Genomic DNA, 14,681 nt, shown 5'->3' with positions numbered 1-14,681 from the left:
TTTCGGGTTCAGGCCTTGAGCAGGCCGCTGGCCAGATAGTCACCGTTCTCTTTCGCGCCCGGCAGCACGAAGAAATACCCGCCGCCAATCGGCTTGATGTATTCCTCCAACGCTTCGCCGTTCAGCCTTTTTTGCACCGTCAGGAAGCCTTTCTCCAGATCGGCCTGATAACAGACAAACAGCAGCCCCATTTCCAACTGCCCGGCATTGGATACCCCCAGCGAATAGCTGTAGCCACGCCGCAGCATCAGGTTGCTTTGGCTTTCCGGCGTACGGGGGTTAGCCAATCGAATGTGCGCGTCCATCGGGATCACCTTACCGTCGGGATCGTTCGCGTAATTCGGCTCGTCATGTTCATGCTTCATGCCGAGCGGCGCACCGCTGTGCTTCTCGCGGCCGAAAATGGTTTCCTGCTCCTGCAGCGGCGTGCGATCCCAAAACTCGACGCGGAAACGAATAATACGCGCCGCCTGATAGCTGCCGCCCGCCGTCCACGCCGGTTCGCCGACGCTGTCGCCGACCCACACCACCTTATCCATCAGCGGTTTGTCGTCGGTTTTCGGGTTGGCGGTGCCGTCTTTGAACCCCAACAGGTTAATCGGCGTCTCTTTGCCTTTGCTGCGCGCCGCGTGCGCGGAGATGAACCCTTCCCGCTTCCAGCGCACGCTGAGCAGATCCGGCGAGTGCTTGATGATGTCACGCAGCGCGTGGAGAGCGGTTTCGTTGGTGTTGGCGCAGATCTGCAGCAGCAGGTCGCCGTGGCAAAGCCCGGCGTCCAACGCATCGTTGGGGAAGCGGGTCATTTTCTGCAATTTCAGCGGTTTGTGCGCCTGCAGACCAAAGCGTTCGTCGAACAGCGATGCGCCGACCGAGACGGTGATGGTCAGGTTGTCCGGGTAAATCTCCGGCCCCATGATGCCGGAATCGAGCGGTGGTAGTTTGGCGTCCACCTCCGGCGCCTTGCCGCCGTGAGTCAGGAAGGCGATGCGATCGGTCAGTAGCCGAAACAGGCGCTCCAGCCCCGCTTTGTCGGTCGCCAGCACATCGAACGCCACCAGCATCATCGCCGCCTGTTGCGGCGTCAGCACCCCGGCCTGATGGCGGCCATAAAACGGCTGCTTCTGCCAGCGCTCATCCTGCGGCGTCGCCAACGGCTCCGCCGCTTTGTCCGCCGCCTGCACCAGACGGGTGCCGCCCAGTGCCAGTGCGCCCAGCCCCAGCCCTTGCAGCAAACGGCGCCGCGAAGGCGATGCCGCCCCCTGAGAGTGCGGATGAGGCCCGTTATTCGGGCCTACCTTGTTGCTCATAACCTTATGCCTCAGTCCAGACCCAACACGCCGCGCAGTTGGGAAAGATCTTCCGCCAGCGTGGTGATCGGCCCTTTCAACGCATTGCGATCGGCATCGGTCAGCTTCTCATAGGACTCATAGCCGTCTTTGGTTTGGTACTTCGCCAAGATGGTGTCCACGGTTTTGAAGTTGGCGTCGATCTTGTCCAGCAGCGGCTTATTGGCCTTGACCAGCAAAGGACGCAGCAGGTTGACTATCTTCTGTGCGCCGTCGACGTTGGCCTGGAAGTCCCACAGGTCGGTGCGGCTGTAGCGGTCTTCTTCACCGCTGATCTTGCTGGCCGCCACCTCTTCGATCAGCCCGGCTGCGCCGCCCACCACTTTGCTCGGCGGGAAGGTCAGTTCACTCACGCGCTTTTGCAGCTCGACGGTGTCGTGGTACAGGCGATCGGCGTAGGCGCCCATGTCTTTGGTGGAGTTGTCGGCAAACAGCGCCTTCTCCAGACGGTGGAAACCGGTGAAGTTCGGATCCGCCGATTTCTTCTCGTAGTCGTCTTCGCGGGCGTCGATGCTGCCGTCCAGATCGGAGAACAGCTCGGCGATCGGCTCGATGCGCTCATAGTGCTGGCGGGTCGGCGCGTACAGCTTGCGCGCTTGCTCCACGTTACCGGCCTTCACCGCGTCGGTGAACAGCTTGGTCTGTTTCACCAGCCCATCGACTTCTTTGGTGACGTAGACTTTGTATTCGGCGATCGGGCCAACCAGATCCAGCGCGCTCGGCTTGCCGTCGGTAGCGCCGTTGGCCGCCGCAGTGACAATCAGTTTGCCTTTCGGATTGCTCAGCAGCCCGCAGGTCATGTCATATTCGCCCGCTTCCAGCGTGGCGGTCATTTTCTGGGTGAAGCCCGGCGCGATGTTTTCGCGCTCTTCCACCACCATCACCCCTTTCAGGATTTCCCATTCGACATTTTTCTGGCTGGTGTTATGCACCACAAATTGCGTTTTGCCGGCTGGCACCGTCAGCTGCATCGGTTCGCACTGCTTGTCGTTGACCGTGACCTTGACCTGCGGCACGTCCGCCGCCAAGGCGTCGATGCTCAGCGCAAACGCCGGGATAGCCAGTAATGCTGCGTGCAACGCCTTGCGGCGAAATAACGGAGTAGACATACGAGATTCCCTATTAAACATTAATGATTGATTTTACGTTGCGCCGGGGCCGCTGCCGGCTCCGAGCGCTGCGGCAGGAAAAAGAAAATCAGCGCCGGGATCAGATACAGGAAGTAGACCGCCACTTCGCTGACCGTTGGGGCTTCCTGATAGCCGAGAATGCCTTCCAGCAGGGTGCCGAACAGCGAATGGGTCGACAGGGTGCCGCTGAAATCGAAGGCGATGTCCTGGAAATGGTTCCACAGACCGGCTTCGTGGAAGGCGCGGATCGCCCCGGCGGCCAGGCCGGCGGCGACGAACAGAATGAACAGGCTGGTCCATTTGAAGAATTTGGCCAGGTGCAGCTTCACCCCGCCCCAGTAAATCATCATGCCCAGCACGATGGCGGCAACCAGCCCGAGCACCGCACCGATCGGCGCCGCGGCGCCCACGTCTTGCTGAAACGCCGCCAACAGGAAGAACACTGACTCCAGCCCTTCTCGCGCTACGGCGAAGAACACCATCGCCACCAGCGCCCAACCCTGCCCTTTACCGGCGTTAAGCGCCTGATCGATCGCGCCTTCCAGATGCACCTTGACCGATTTGGACACCTTACGCATCCAGAACACCATATAGGTGAGGATCAGCACCGCCACCACCGCCACGATGCCTTCAAACAGCTCCTGCTGTTTTTGCGGGAACTCGCCGGTGGTCTCATTGATGAAGATGCCGAGCGCCAGACACAGCGCCGCGGCGACAATCACGCCGATCCACACCGCACCGAGCCATTGGCTGCGCTGCGTGCGTTTCAGGTAGCTGGCGATCAGGCTGACGATCAACGCAGCCTCCAGCCCCTCGCGGAACATGATAAGAAAGGGAACGAACATAAATAAACACCCCTGAAAAGACCGCGGCGGCAGAGAAAACTGACTCGAAATGAGCGGCGGCAACTCTGTAAAGAAACGTAAAATACAACGAGAGTGATTATCATTCTGCCAAGAAGAAATACAAGAGGCGCAAGCGTGATTTTTTCTAATCAAATGTCGCCAGGTGTTACAGCTGAGTGACAGTGGCGAACAGGCAAAAAGAAGGGGCGCTCTGCGCGCCCCTTGCTGACTGACATCGAACAGCGTTATACCGTTTTGTACTCGGCTTCCGCCTGATCGAAACGTTCGGTCATGGTGGCGGAAGGTTGGCGGCCCATCAGGCTCACAACCACGATGGCGAAACAGCCCAGAATAAAGCCCGGGATGATTTCATACAGGCCCAGCCATTCATACTGTTTCCAGACGATCACCGTCACCGCACCGACCAGCATCCCGGCCAGCGCGCCGTTGCGGGTCATGCGCGACCACATCACCGAAATCAGCACCACCGGGCCAAAGGCGGCGCCGAAACCGGCCCAGGCATAGCTCACCAGGCCCAGTACGCGGTTTTCCGGGTTGGCCGCCAGCGCGATGGCGATCAACGCCACCACCAGCACCATCACGCGGCCGACCCATACCAGCTCACGCTGGCTGGCGCCTTTGCGCAGAAATGCCTTGTACAGGTCTTCAGTGATCGCACTAGAGCACACCAGCAGCTGGCAGCTCAGGGTACTCATGACCGCCGCCAGAATCGCCGACAGCAGCACGCCCGCCACCCATGGGTTGAACAACAACATCGCCAGTTCAATGAACACGCGTTCGCCGTTCTGCGACACGTTACCGGCTTGATCCGGGTTATTGGCGAAGTAAGCAATGCCGAAGAAACCGACGGCGATGGTGCCGGCCAGGCACAGGATCATCCAGGTCATGCTGATGCGACGCGCGCTGCGGATGGTGCGGTGAGAATCCGCCGCCATGAAACGCGCCAGGATATGCGGCTGGCCGAAGTAGCCCAGGCCCCAACCCAGCAGCGACAGGATGGCGACGAAGTTCAGCCCCTTCAGCATGTCAAGGTTGGCCGGGTTCTGTGCCTGGATCACCAGCATCGAGGTATCGATGCCGCCAACGGCGAAGATCACGATCACCGGGGTCAGGATCAGCGCGAAAATCATCAGGCTGGCCTGCACGGTGTCGGTCCAGCTCACCGCCAGGAAACCGCCGATGAAGGTATACAGGATGGTCGCCGCGGCGCCGGCCCACAGGGCGGTTTCGTAGCTCATGCCGAAGGTGCTTTCGAACAGGCGCGCGCCGGCCACGATGCCGGAGGCGCAGTAAATGGTGAAGAACACCAGGATGACGATGGCCGAGATCACCCGCAGCAACTTGCTGTTGTCTTCAAAGCGGCTGGTGAAATAGTCCGGCAGCGTCAGGGCGTTGTTGTTGGCTTCGGTATGTACGCGCAGCCTTCCTGCCACCAGCTTCCAGTTCAGGTAAGCGCCAATGGTCAGGCCGATGGCGATCCAGCTTTCGGAGATGCCGGAGAGGAAGATGGCGCCCGGCAGGCCCATCAGCAACCAGCCGCTCATGTCGGAAGCGCCGGCGGACAGCGCGGTCACCACGCTGCCCAAACTGCGACCGCCGAGAATATAGTCATCAAAGTTGTTGGTTGCCCGGTAGGCAAGCAGGCCGATCAGCACCATCCCGAAAATGTACACCAGGAAGGTCACCAGCATAGGTGTGCTCATTGTCATTTAATTCTCCACTTTCATTATTATTCGCGTTTCGCTCCGGCCAAGCCGGCGCCGGTAAACCCACGCGCAATGCATTTCACTGGCCGCCGCGCCGGAACGTGGCGCAGCCTGCGAGCAAGTGCAGGTAAAATAGTTTCTGCCCGTAATTGTTGACCGTCGGTTATCCTAGATGAGCCTTTCATCAACCAACAAGATATTTAACAACAAAGTTACACAAAGTTTACCCTGCGTCACATTTACCGGGCTCAAAGGTTGCACTCACGACAAACAAAATGAGTTGCACCCTGCTATTACCCTCATATACCGCAAGGTAAAGCGCCTACGGCGTAATAAACCCCGCCGCGTTCGCTCAATAACGCAACATTCGTGCCAACTGCCTGTGTTAAAAAATCGATGAAACTCACACTTCGTTCATCCGCCTGATTTAACAAGGTTGCACAAAGTTGCAACATGCAGGATATTGTCTGCATTCTTGACACCACACATCACACGAACCTATCCCAACAGGCTTTCCAGCCTGCTGTTTGTCTAGCCTGATGGGATAGGTTCTAAACACAGGAGTTGGATAGGCATGGGCACTACCACAATGGGCGTGAAACTCGACGAGGCAACACGCGACCGGATCAAGAGCGCCGCGCAGCGCATCGATCGCACGCCGCACTGGCTCATCAAGCAGGCCATCTTTAATTACCTCGAGCGTCTCGAGAGCGGTACCGATATTCCTGAAATTCCAGCGCTGGCCGCTGTGGGCCAGCCTGAAGCGGACGACATTATGCCGCAAGCGCAGGAAGAGTCACACCAGCCATTCCTCGATTTCGCCGAACAAATTCTGCCGCAATCGGTGACCCGCGCCGCCATCACCGCCGCCTATCGTCGCCCGGAGACCGAAGCGGTGCCGATGTTGCTCGAACAGGCGCGATTACCTGCCGATCTTGCTCAGGCTACTCACAAAATGGCCTACGGCATCGCCGAGAAGTTGCGTAACCAAAAAAGTGCAAACGGCCGCGCCGGCATGGTGCAAGGCCTGCTGCAAGAGTTCTCCCTCTCCTCGCAGGAAGGCGTAGCGCTGATGTGCCTGGCGGAAGCGCTGCTGCGCATTCCGGACAAACCGACCCGCGATGCCCTGATCCGCGACAAGATCAGCAACGGCAACTGGCATTCGCACCTCGGGCGCAGCCCGTCGTTGTTCGTCAACGCCGCCACCTGGGGCCTGCTGTTCACCGGCAAGCTGGTGTCGACCCATAACGAAGCCAATCTGTCCCGCTCGCTGAACCGCATTATCGGCAAGAGCGGCGAGCCGCTGATCCGCAAAGGCGTGGACATGGCGATGCGCCTGATGGGCGAACAGTTCGTGACCGGCGAAACCATCGCCGAGGCGCTGGCCAACGCGCGCAAGCTGGAAGAAAAAGGTTTCCGCTACTCCTACGACATGCTGGGCGAAGCCGCCCTGACCGAGGCCGACGCCCAGGCCTACCTGGTTTCCTACCAGCAGGCGATCCACGCCATCGGCAAAGCCTCCAACGGCCGCGGCATCTATGAAGGTCCCGGCATCTCCATCAAATTGTCCGCCCTGCACCCGCGCTACAGCCGCGCGCAGTACGAACGCGTGATGGAAGAGCTTTACCCGCGCCTGCTGTCGCTGACCCTGCAGGCACGCCAGTATGATATCGGCATCAACATCGACGCCGAAGAGGCCGACCGACTGGAAATCTCGCTCGATCTGCTGGAGAAACTGTGCTTCGAGCCGCAGTTGGCCGGCTGGAACGGCATCGGCTTCGTGATCCAGGCCTACCAAAAACGTTGCCCGTTCGCCATCGACGCGGTGATCGACATGGCACAGCGCAGCCGCCGTCGCCTGATGATCCGTCTGGTGAAAGGCGCTTACTGGGACAGCGAAATCAAACGCGCCCAAATGGATGGCCTGGAAGGTTATCCGGTTTACACCCGCAAGGTGTACACCGACGTATCCTACCTGGCCTGCGCCCGCAAGCTGCTGTCGGTGCCGAACCTGATTTATCCGCAGTTCGCGACCCACAACGCCCATACGCTGAGCGCCATTTATCACCTGGCCGGCAATAACTACTACCCTGGCCAGTATGAGTTCCAATGCCTGCACGGCATGGGTGAACCGTTGTACGAACAGGTAGTGGGCAAAGTGGCCGACGGCAAACTGAACCGCCCTTGCCGCATCTATGCACCGGTCGGCACCCATGAAACGCTGCTGGCTTACCTGGTGCGCCGCCTGCTGGAAAACGGCGCCAACACCTCGTTCGTCAACCGCATCGCCGACGCCACCCTGCCGCTCGACGAGCTGGTGGCCGATCCGGTCAGCGCCGTGGAAGCGCTGGCGGCCAGCGAAGGCCAGATTGGTCTGCCGCATCCGCGCATTCCGCTGCCGCGCGAGCTGTATGGCGAGAAACGTACCAACTCCAGCGGCCTGGATCTGTCCAACGAACAGCGTTTGGCTTCGCTGTCCAGCGCCCTGCTCACCAGCGCCAGCCATCCATGGCGCGCGGAACCTATCATCGATGCCGAGTTGGATCAGGGCGTCGAGCAGCCGGTGATCAACCCGGCAGAGCCAGGCGATGTGGTCGGCTACGTGCGTGAAGCCACCGAAGGCGAAGTCAGCCGTGCGCTCGACGCCGCCGCGGCCGCCGGCCCAATCTGGTTCGCTACGCCGCCGACGGAGCGCGCCGCGATCCTCGAACGCGCCGCCGAACTGATGGAAAGCCAGCTGCAAAGCCTGCTGGGCATTCTGGTGCGTGAAGCGGGTAAAACCTTCAACAACGCCATCGCCGAAGTGCGCGAAGCGGTCGACTTCCTGCACTACTACGCCGGCCAGGTGCGCGACGACTTCGCCAACGACAGCCACCGCCCGCTGGGCCCGGTGGTCTGCATCAGCCCGTGGAACTTCCCGCTGGCGATCTTCACCGGCCAAATCGCCGCCGCGCTGGCGGCGGGCAACAGCGTGCTGGCCAAACCGGCCGAGCAAACGCCGCTGGTGGCCGCGCAGGCGGTGCGTATCCTGCTGGAGGCCGGCATTCCGCAAGGCGTGCTGCAACTGCTGCCGGGCCAGGGTGAAACCGTCGGCTCAACGCTGGTTAACGACGCCCGCGTCCGCGGCGTGATGTTTACCGGCTCCACCGACGTCGCCGGCATTCTGCAACGCAGCATCGCCGGCCGTCTGGATCCGCAAGGCCGTCCGACGCCGCTGATCGCCGAAACCGGCGGCCTAAACGCCATGATCGTCGACTCCTCCGCCCTGACCGAACAGGTGGTGACTGACGTAGTGGCCTCCGCCTTCGACAGCGCCGGCCAACGCTGCTCCGCGCTGCGTATCCTGTGCATTCAAGAAGACGTGGCCGAGCACACGCTGCAAATGCTGCGCGGCGCGATGGCCGAATGCCGCATGGGCAATCCGGAGCGCCTGTCGACCGACGTGGGCCCGGTGATCGACGCCGAAGCCAAAACCGGCATCGAACGCCACATCCAAGCGATGCGTGCCAAAGGCCGCAAGGTGTACCAGGCCGCCAAAGGCAGCGCGCAGGATGAGAAAGAGTGGGCGCGCGGCACCTTCATCAAGCCGACGCTGATCGAGCTCGACAGCTTCGACGAGCTGCAGAAAGAGATCTTCGGCCCGGTGTTGCACGTGGTGCGCTTCCAGCGCAACAATCTGGACGCGCTGGTCGATCAGATCAACGCCGCCGGTTATGGCCTGACGCTGGGCATTCACACCCGTATCGATGAAACCATCGCCCGGGTGACCGAACGCGCCAAGGTCGGCAACCTGTACGTCAACCGCAACATGGTCGGCGCAGTGGTCGGCGTGCAGCCGTTCGGCGGCGAAGGCCTGTCGGGCACCGGCCCGAAAGCCGGCGGTCCGCTGTACCTGTACCGTCTGCTGGCCAACCGCCCAGACGACGCGCTGCAACGTACGCTGCACCGTCAGGACGAAGAGCGCCCGATGGAAGCCACCGCACGGCCGCAGCTGCTGGGTGCGCTGCAATCGCTGGAGAAATGGGCGGTCACCAGCCAACACGGCGAACTGGCGGCATTGGCGCAGCGCTATGCGGAACTGGGCCAGGGCGGCACCGTACGCCCGCTGCCGGGCCCAACCGGCGAGCGCAATACCTATGCCCTGTTGCCGCGTGAACGCGTGCTGTGCCTGGCGGATAACGAAACCGACGCGCTGACCCAACTGGCCGCCGTGCTGGCGGTTGGCAGCTGCGTGCTGTGGCCGGAAGCGGAACTGCAGCGCAATCTGTTCCGCCGCTTGCCGAACGATGTGCAGGCGCGCATCGCCTTCAGCAAAGACTGGCAGCAGGATAAGGTCGAGTTCGACGCCGCCATCTACCACGGCGATGCCGACCAGCTGCGCACCCTGTGCGAGCAGATCGCGCAGCGCGGCGGCGCCATCGTTTCGGTGCAGGGCTTCGCCCACGGTGAAACCAACATCCTGTTGGAACGCCTGCTGATCGAACGTTCGCTGAGCGTCAACACCGCCGCCGCCGGCGGTAACGCCAGCCTGATGACCATCGGTTAACGCATCGCCAAGGCGGCCATGCATGGCCGCCTGATTGGCTCACCGCTACGCAAACCCTGCACTCGTGCAGGGTTTTTTATTGCCCGCAGGCCGATCAGCCGTTAGCGCCTTATTATCCTTACAGGGTGGGGCGTCGCTCTTGGACGATAACAACATAGACGGATTATTCTGTTTGAAAGCCGCGTCAGAGCGCTACGAGACGCATTGACTTTCGGGATCGGCAATATTCGGAATACGGCAGTCGCAGCGGATTTCTCGCCGCCGCCGCGCGAAACGAATGGTTGAAAGCGGAGTGAATGCGGTCGGGGGAAACGCCCCCGACGCCTTATTGATTCCGGAACTTGTCGAGGAATTGCTGGGTGCGCTGATGCTGCGGATTGGCGAACAGCGCTTTGGCCGGGCCCTGTTCAACAATGCGGCCGTGATCCATAAAGATAACCCGGTCGGCCACGTCGCGGGCGAAGCTCATCTCATGGGTGACGATCACCATGGTGCGTTTCTCTTCCGCCAGTGAGCGCATGGTATTGAGCACTTCCCCCACCAGCTCGGGATCGAGCGCCGACGTCGGCTCGTCGAACAAAATCACCTCCGGCTGCATCGCCAGCGCGCGCGCGATCGCCACCCGCTGCTGCTGCCCGCCGGACAGCCGACGCGGATAAGCCGCCTCTTTGCCGCTCAGGCCCACTTTGGCCAGCAATGCGCGGGCGCGCTGTTCAGCGCTGGCTTTCGCCTCGCCTTTAACGATAACCGGCCCTTCGATGATGTTTTCCAGCACCGAACGGTGCGGAAACAGGTTGAAGTTCTGGAACACGAAACCGACCTGCTGACGCAGCGCGCGCACCTGATTTTTCTGTTTGCTCAGCGGCTTGCTGCCGTCGATCTGAATATCGCCGACGCGAATAGTGCCGGAATCCGGCTCCTCCAGCAGATTGATGCAGCGCAACAAGGTGGTTTTCCCCGAACCGCTCGGCCCGATGATCGCCACCACTTCACCGGCGTCCACCGCCAGATCGATCCCATGCAGCACCGTCTGACCCTTGAACTGCTTGGTCAATTGCTTAACTTCAATGGCACTCATGCGTTACTCCTGATCCTGGCGATTAACGTGGGCTTCCAGACGGTTTTGCAGTGCGGAAAGCAGGGTCGCCATCACCCAGTAAATCAGCGATGCCGCCAGGTACATGGTGAACACTTCCAGCGTGCGCGAGGTGATCAGCTGCGCCTGGCGGAACAGTTCCGGCACCTGAATGGTGGCGGCCAGCGAGGTGTCCTTCACCAGGCCGATAAAGCTGTTGCCCAGCGGCGGCAAGGCGGTGCGCGCCGCCTGCGGCAGGATCACCCGGCGCAGGGTTTGCCAACGGGTCATGCCGATGCTGGCGGCGGCTTCCCACTGCACTTTATCGATCGACGAAATCGCCGCGCGCAGCGTTTCCGAGGTGTAGGCGGCGGTATTGAGCGACAGGCCAATCAGCGCCGCCGGGAAAGGGTCGAATTCGATGCCGAACTGCGGCAGACCGTAATAGATCATAAACAGCTGGGCAATCAACGGCGTGCCGCGGAACAGCGACACGTAAATACGCGACAGCCACGACAGCGGCCACAGCGGCGAAAGGCGCATCAGCGCCAGCAGAAAACCGAGCAACAAGCCTAGCGCCATACCGCCCAGGCTGAGCTGAAGCGTCAGTATTGCGCCCTTCAATAAAAATGGCGCTGAATCCAGCGCCAGTTGAATACTTTCGTGCATTATTTAGTTACGTCCGCGCCAAACCATTTCTCGGAGATCTTCGCCAGCGTGCCGTCTTTTTGCATCTCGGCGATCGCCTGGTCAATCGCGGCCAGCAGCTCTGGGTTGTTCTTGCGCAGCGCCACGCCGGATTCCTGGCGAGAGAACGCCGGGCCGGCTACCGCCAGCGTATCGCCGGTTTTCTTCACCAGATCCAGCGCCGCCAGGCGATCCACCAGAATGGCGTTGATGCGGCCAACGCGCAGATCCTGATACTTGGTCGGATCGTCGTCGTAGGTGCGCACGTCTACGCCCTGCACGTTCTCGCGCAGCCATTGCTCATAGTTGGTGCCCAGGCCAACGCCGACCTTCTTGCCCTTCAGGTCTTCCGGCTTGGTGATGGTGCCTTCGTTACCCTTTTTCACCAGCGCCTGAATACCGGAAACGGTATACGGAGTGGAGAAGTCATATTTCTTCTTGCGCTCATCGGAGAGCGTCACCTGGTTGATAACCACGTCGATACGTTTCGAGTCCAACGACGCCAGCATGCCGTCCCACTTGGTCGGGTTCAGCTTGGCTTTCACGCCCAGATGTTCCGCCAGCGCGTTGGCGAAATCCACTTCAAAACCGGTCAACTTGCCGTCTTCACCCTGGAAGCTGAACGGCGGATAGGTGCCTTCCAGCCCGACGATCAGCGTGCCGCGCTGTTTCACCTGCTGCAGCAGGTTATCAGCGGCGTAGGTTTGAGTCGTCACACCGGCGGCCAACGCAATACCCACCACGCCCAACAACCATTGACGACGAACTTTCGCAAACATCATAAACACCCCTGTGTGTTATTTATCTTTTTTGATATCAGCACTTTAACAGTGCGACCGCCCGCATAAAGGAATATAACTTTATAAATATAGTTCAAAATGGAATAACAAGCGTTTTTTACACCTGCGGATGGTAGGCGAACAGCGCCGGCGCACCACCGGTGTGAACGAACAGAATAGGGCCCTCATCGCGGAAGCGCCGCTGGGCGATGCCGTCGATCAAACCGGCCATCGCTTTGCCGGTGTATACCGGATCCAGCAACACGCCCTCTTGCTGCGCCAGCAGCTGCACGGCCGCCATGCCCTCTTCGTTCGGCATGCCGTACTGCGGCGCGAAATAATCGTCCCACAGCGCGATCGGCGCCAGCTCGTCGATATTCAGCGAACAAGCCAGGGCTTTCTGGATCTGCTCCACCTTAGGCAGTTGATCGATCACGGTGCGCGAGACCGTCACGCCGATCAACTCGGTTTCCGGCAGCAGCTGTTGCAACCCCACCGCCAGCCCGGCGTGAGTGCCGGCGCTGCCGGACGCCACCACCACAGAACTGAACGCCACGTTGCTGCGTTGGCTCTGTTCGGCGATTTCCAATGCGCACTGCACATATCCCAGCGCGCCCAGGGCATTGGAGCCGCCCACCGGCACCACGTAAGGCCGGAACCCCTGCGCCTCAAGGCGCGTCGCCAGTTCTGCCAGCTGTTGCTGCGGATCGTGCAGCGCTTCGCACATCACCACCTCGGCGTTGAACAGGCCGAGCAACAGGCGGTTGCCGTTGGTCAGGTAGTTTTCCGCGCGGGTGTCGATAGGGTTTTCCAGCAGCGCGACGCAGTGCAGGCCCAGCTTCGCCGCCACCGCCGCCGTCTGGCGCACGTGGTTGGATTGAATGGCGCCGGCGGTGACCAGCGTATCGGCGCCTTGCCTCAGCGCATCGGCGGCCAGAAACTCGAGCTTTCTCAGCTTGTTGCCGCCCATGGCCATTGGAGTGACATCGTCACGTTTAAGGTAGATTTCGCGGCCGAGGTAATCGGAGAGACGGGACAGCTTTTCGAGCGGTGTGGCGGTGCCAACCAGATCCAGACGCGGAAATTGCGCCAGTCGTTGTTGCAGGTTCACTACTTCCCCCCAGGGAATCGAATATCAACATCTGATAACCGATAGATTTAGCAGATGTGAACTGAATAATCATCCTTTATCACGGGGGGATCCGCAGACCCCGGCCCAGCGGCCGGGGAAAATCTCAGTAGCTGCGCTGCCAGGCGAGATACTGATCGTATTTGCGCAGCGCAATGCGGTAGTTGTTGTGCGCCGCGGTAGGCAGATCGTCGATAATGCGCTGATGGCTGGCGCTGCTGGCGAATTTATCCGCCGGATAGTTGCGCGCCACCAGCATTTCGTCCAGCCGACGCAGCCGCACCACATACTCGCGGATGGTGCTGTGGCTCATCTCGGTCTGTTCGAACAGATACTGCTTGAACGCCATGATGTCGAAATAGCTCGGGTGGCTGTTACAGGAGATCTCGCTGCAAAAGCGGCACAGCGCGGTCAGCTCGTGCTGCACGTTTTGCCAGACCGCATCGTCGATCGGCTGATCCATGCGCGCGATGGCTTCTTTATTGATAATCTTGCCGCGAAACACCAGCGCCATGCGGTCCAACAGTTTGCCGCACTGGGAGCAATGGGTCTGGCTGTGCTTGTAGTCTTTCAGGTAACGGCTAAGCGGCCGTTTCTTTAACAGTATTCCTGGCATAAGGGGCAGTCCGGTTGTCGCATGGGTCATCAAGTTGAGGGGCGGCGGGCCGCCGTCAGGTATCGTTCGCCAGCCGCGCACGCAGCCGTTTGATCGCCTGACTGTGCAGTTGGCTGACGCGGGATTCCCCGACGTCCAGCACGGCGCCGATCTCTTTGAGATTCAACTCTTCCTGGTAATACAGCGTCAGCACCATTTTTTCGCGCTCCGGCAACGCCTCGATGGCGTCGATCACCCGCTGGCGCAGGCTGCCTTCCAACAGGTGATGCAGCGGGTTGGCCTCTTCATGCCCTTCCAGCATCGGTTCCGCGTTTTCGCCATGCTCCTCGCGCCATTCGTCGTAGGAGAAAAGCTGGCTGTTATTGGTGTCCAACAGAATTTGACGGTACTCATCCAGCGAGATATTCAGCGTCTGCGCCACTTCCGTCTCGCTCGCCGGGCGGCCGTAACGCTGTTCCAGTTGCCGCATCACCTGCGCGACCTCGCGCGCATGGCGCCGCACGCTGCGCGGCACCCAGTCGCGGCTGCGCAGCTCGTCGAGCATCGCGCCGCGAATGCGCTGCACCGCATAGGTGGTAAAGGCGGTTCCCTGTAGGGCGTCATAACGCTCAACGGCGTTCAATAGCCCGATTCCCCCGGCCTGCAGCAGGTCGTCAAGCTCCACGCTGGCGGGCAGCCTGACCTGCAGGCGCAACGCCTCGTGGCGCACTAACGGCACGTAGCGCAGCCAGAGAGAATTTTTGTCCATCACGCCTTCGGCGGTATACAGATCGCTCACTATGTCTTAAACCTGCGGATAAG

At 60.6% G+C, this 14,681-nt stretch carries 11 protein-coding genes; 1 reads left to right on the top strand and 10 read right to left on the bottom strand.

Annotation, left to right across the window (positions count from 1 at the left end):
* Positions 1-8: 8 nt before the first annotated feature.
* The 4 genes from efeB to putP form a co-directional block, all read right to left on the bottom strand.
* Positions 9-1,307, bottom strand: coding sequence for an iron uptake transporter deferrochelatase/peroxidase subunit (gene efeB, locus N6G83_RS03375; RefSeq protein WP_260514696.1), 1,299 nt, complete (start codon positions 1,305-1,307; stop codon positions 9-11).
* An 11-nt stretch (positions 1,308-1,318) separates the two neighbouring features.
* Positions 1,319-2,455 (bottom strand): iron uptake system protein EfeO, encoded by a 1,137-nt coding sequence (gene efeO, locus N6G83_RS03370; RefSeq protein WP_043138585.1) that lies wholly within the window; start codon positions 2,453-2,455, stop codon positions 1,319-1,321.
* 20 nt (positions 2,456-2,475) lie between these two features.
* Positions 2,476-3,321, bottom strand: a complete 846-nt coding sequence (gene efeU / locus N6G83_RS03365) for an iron uptake transporter permease EfeU (protein WP_049204115.1) — start codon at positions 3,319-3,321, stop codon at positions 2,476-2,478.
* Between the two features lie 245 nt (positions 3,322-3,566).
* A complete protein-coding gene (gene putP, locus N6G83_RS03360; protein WP_025303234.1) occupies positions 3,567-5,051 on the bottom strand; it encodes a sodium/proline symporter PutP in 1,485 nt (494 codons plus the stop codon).
* 571 nt (positions 5,052-5,622) lie between these two features.
* Here putP and putA point away from each other — a divergent pair.
* Entirely contained in the window at positions 5,623-9,594 is a 3,972-nt protein-coding gene (gene putA / locus N6G83_RS03355) for a trifunctional transcriptional regulator/proline dehydrogenase/L-glutamate gamma-semialdehyde dehydrogenase (RefSeq protein ID WP_197812481.1), read from the top strand.
* A 325-nt stretch (positions 9,595-9,919) separates the two neighbouring features.
* Here putA and tcyN read toward each other — a convergent pair whose 3' ends face one another.
* From tcyN to N6G83_RS03325, 6 genes are all read right to left on the bottom strand, one after another.
* Positions 9,920-10,672, bottom strand: coding sequence for an L-cystine ABC transporter ATP-binding protein TcyN (tcyN, locus tag N6G83_RS03350; RefSeq protein ID WP_025303236.1), 753 nt, complete (start codon positions 10,670-10,672; stop codon positions 9,920-9,922).
* 3 nt (positions 10,673-10,675) lie between these two features.
* The gene (gene tcyL / locus N6G83_RS03345; protein WP_260514695.1) at positions 10,676-11,338 is read right to left on the bottom strand and encodes a cystine ABC transporter permease; all 663 of its coding nucleotides are present in this window, start codon (positions 11,336-11,338) and stop codon (positions 10,676-10,678) included.
* The gene (gene tcyJ, locus N6G83_RS03340) at positions 11,338-12,138 is read right to left on the bottom strand and encodes a cystine ABC transporter substrate-binding protein (RefSeq protein WP_025303238.1); all 801 of its coding nucleotides are present in this window, start codon (positions 12,136-12,138) and stop codon (positions 11,338-11,340) included. Before tcyJ ends, tcyL begins: the two co-directional genes overlap by 1 nt.
* 115 nt (positions 12,139-12,253) lie before the next feature.
* Positions 12,254-13,246, bottom strand: a complete 993-nt coding sequence (locus N6G83_RS03335) for a D-cysteine desulfhydrase (protein ID WP_049295850.1) — start codon at positions 13,244-13,246, stop codon at positions 12,254-12,256.
* A gap of 124 nt (positions 13,247-13,370) precedes the next feature.
* Complete coding sequence (fliZ, locus tag N6G83_RS03330; RefSeq protein ID WP_025303240.1) at positions 13,371-13,880, bottom strand: flagella biosynthesis regulatory protein FliZ; 510 nt, start codon at positions 13,878-13,880, stop codon at positions 13,371-13,373.
* A gap of 55 nt (positions 13,881-13,935) precedes the next feature.
* The gene (locus N6G83_RS03325; RefSeq protein WP_004934752.1) at positions 13,936-14,658 is read right to left on the bottom strand and encodes an RNA polymerase sigma factor FliA; all 723 of its coding nucleotides are present in this window, start codon (positions 14,656-14,658) and stop codon (positions 13,936-13,938) included.
* Positions 14,659-14,681 lie beyond the last annotated feature (23 nt).

The sequence above is a fragment of the Serratia sp. PL7 genome (assembly GCF_945957435.1).
Note: the sequence above shows the minus strand (reverse complement) of the source record. Positions and strands in the feature narration are given on the sequence as shown.

Coding starts and splice junctions, on each gene's coding strand:
- efeB (WP_260514696.1), bottom strand. CDS start 1,307: ATGAGCAACAAGGTAGGCCCGAATAACGGGCCTCATCCGCACTCTCAG.
- efeO (WP_043138585.1), bottom strand. CDS start 2,455: ATGTCTACTCCGTTATTTCGCCGCAAGGCGTTGCACGCAGCATTACTG.
- efeU (WP_049204115.1), bottom strand. CDS start 3,321: ATGTTCGTTCCCTTTCTTATCATGTTCCGCGAGGGGCTGGAGGCTGCG.
- putP (WP_025303234.1), bottom strand. CDS start 5,051: ATGACAATGAGCACACCTATGCTGGTGACCTTCCTGGTGTACATTTTC.
- putA (WP_197812481.1), top strand. CDS start 5,623: ATGGGCACTACCACAATGGGCGTGAAACTCGACGAGGCAACACGCGAC.
- tcyN (WP_025303236.1), bottom strand. CDS start 10,672: ATGAGTGCCATTGAAGTTAAGCAATTGACCAAGCAGTTCAAGGGTCAG.
- tcyL (WP_260514695.1), bottom strand. CDS start 11,338: ATGCACGAAAGTATTCAACTGGCGCTGGATTCAGCGCCATTTTTATTG.
- tcyJ (WP_025303238.1), bottom strand. CDS start 12,138: ATGATGTTTGCGAAAGTTCGTCGTCAATGGTTGTTGGGCGTGGTGGGT.
- fliZ (WP_025303240.1), bottom strand. CDS start 13,880: ATGCCAGGAATACTGTTAAAGAAACGGCCGCTTAGCCGTTACCTGAAA.